This is a genomic window from Roseateles sp. P5_B10 (assembly GCF_056400485.1).
In genome coordinates, this window is sequence record NZ_JBFULE010000914.1 from 1 (window position 1) to 1,977 (window position 1,977).

Below are 1,977 nucleotides of genomic sequence, written 5' to 3' on the forward strand. Positions count from 1 at the left end.
GCTTGACCTCATTGCCCTCACGGCTGACGCGGCGCGTGCCCGGGTCCAGCAGCAGCGGGCCAACCTCGACCGCGCTGTCCAGCGCCTCGGGCGCCTTGCGGCGCAGCACTGCACGGATGCGCGCCAGCAGCTCATTCGTTGAGAAGGGCTTGGTGATGTAGTCGTCGGCACCCGCGTCGAGGCCGGCGATCTTGTCGCCCTCCTCGGCGCGCGCCGTCAGCATGATGACGGGCAGCTCCTTGGTGCGGGCCACGCCGCGCCACTGGCGAGCCAGGGCCACGCCGCTCTGGCCGGGCAGCATCCAGTCCAGCACCACCAGATCGGGCAGCACGCGGTCCACTTCGTACTGAGCCTGCGTGGCACTGCCGGCGATCGTCACCTCGAAACCGGCATGGCGCAGGTTGATGGAAATCAGCTCAGCAATCGCCGATTCGTCTTCAACAACAAGGACTCGGCTCATGATCAGCGCACCATCGTTTCAACTGCCTCGGGCGAGTTGTGTCGCACGTCCTGGCCCTTGACGACGTAGATGACGACCTCGGCCAGGTTCTTGGCGTGGTCGCCGACGCGCTCGATCGCCTTGGCGACGAAGACAAGGTCGATGGACGAGGAGATGGTGCGCGGGTCTTCCATCATGTAGGTGATGAGCTTGCGCAGCAGGCCGTCGAATTCCTTGTCGATCTCGTCGTCGTGCTTGAGCACGTCCAGCGCCCGCTCCACGTCCAGGCGCGCAAAGGCGTCGAGCGACTTGCGCAACTGGGTGGTGGCGAGCTCGGCTTCGAAGCTCAGGTCGGACATCGGCAAGCGCATGCGGCTCGACACGCCGCTGGCCACCAGGCGCTGCACGGTGCGGGCGATGCGCGCCGCCTCGTCGCCGACGCGCTCGAGGTTGGCAATGCTCTTGCTGATGGCGATCAGCAGGCGCAGGTCGCGGGCCGTCGGCTGGCGGCGCGCGATGATGGTCGAGAGATCGCGGTCGATCTCGATTTCCATCGTGTTGACGCGGCTTTCCTTGGTCAGCACTTCATCGGCCGATGCGGCGCTGAAGTCCACCAGCGCCTGCACGGCCTGCGCCACCTGGGCCTCCACGAGGCCGCCCATTTCGAGCACGCGGGTCGAGATGCCGCTGAGCTCGGCATCGAACTGGGTCGAGAGATGTTTGTCCACCATACCGTCCTCCTTGATCAGCCGAAGCGGCCGGTGATGTAGTCCTCGGTGTCCTTGCGCTTGGGCTTCATGAAGAGCTCAGCGGTCGGTCCGAATTCGATCAGGTCGCCCAGGTACATATAGGCCGTGTAGTCCGAGCAGCGCGCGGCCTGCTGCATGTTGTGAGTCACGATGGCCACCGTATAGTCGGCCTTGAGCTCGTGGATGAGCTCCTCGATCTTGCCGGTGGAGATCGGGTCCAGCGCCGAGCAGGGCTCGTCGAGCAGCAGCACCTCGGGCTTGATGGCAATGCCGCGTGCGATGCACAGGCGTTGCTGCTGGCCGCCGGACAGGCCGGAGCCGCTCTGGTTGAGCTTGTCCTTCACCTCACCCCAGAGGGCGGCCTTCTTCAGCGCCCACTCCACGCGCTCGTCCATCTCCACGCGCGGCAGCGTCTCGAACAGCTTCACGCCGAAGGCGATGTTGTCGTAGATGGACATCGGGAAGGGCGTGGGCTTCTGGAAGACCATGCCAATCTTGGCGCGGATCAGCGAGACGTCGTCCTTGCTGGACAGGATGTCGTCGCCGTCGAGCAGGATCTGGCCTTCGGCACGTTGCTCGGGGTAGAGCTGGAACATGCGGTTCAGCGTGCGCAGCAGCGTGCTCTTGCCGCAGCCCGACGGGCCGATGAAGGCGGTGACCTTCTTCTCGGGGATGTCCAGGTTGATGTTCTTCAGCGCGTGGAAGCTGCCGTAGAAGAAATTCAGGTTGCGCACCGAGAGTTTGGCGCGCTCGCCCACGGGCGTTTCGATCTTGGCGTCCATGTGGGTC

General features: G+C 64.9%; 3 protein-coding genes. All 3 read right to left on the reverse strand.

Going from position 1 to position 1,977, the window contains the following annotated elements; genetic code table 11:
* Positions 1-460 (reverse strand): response regulator (locus tag AC1DU6_RS29175; RefSeq protein ID WP_477861453.1); only part of this gene is annotated, 460 nt, incomplete at its 3' end.
* A gap of 2 nt (positions 461-462) precedes the next feature.
* Positions 463-1,170, reverse strand: a complete 708-nt coding sequence (phoU, locus tag AC1DU6_RS29180) for a phosphate signaling complex protein PhoU (RefSeq protein WP_056195475.1) — start codon at positions 1,168-1,170, stop codon at positions 463-465.
* A 14-nt stretch (positions 1,171-1,184) separates the two neighbouring features.
* Positions 1,185-1,970, reverse strand: a complete 786-nt coding sequence (gene pstB, locus AC1DU6_RS29185) for a phosphate ABC transporter ATP-binding protein PstB (protein WP_056195472.1) — start codon at positions 1,968-1,970, stop codon at positions 1,185-1,187.
* Positions 1,971-1,977 lie beyond the last annotated feature (7 nt).

What these genes read in the sequence shown, in the direction of transcription:
- pstB (WP_056195472.1), bottom strand. Translation starts at nt 1,970, where the DNA reads ATGGACGCCAAGATCGAAACGCCCGTGGGCGAGCGCGCCAAACTCTCG.
- phoU (WP_056195475.1), bottom strand. Translation starts at nt 1,170, where the DNA reads ATGGTGGACAAACATCTCTCGACCCAGTTCGATGCCGAGCTCAGCGGC.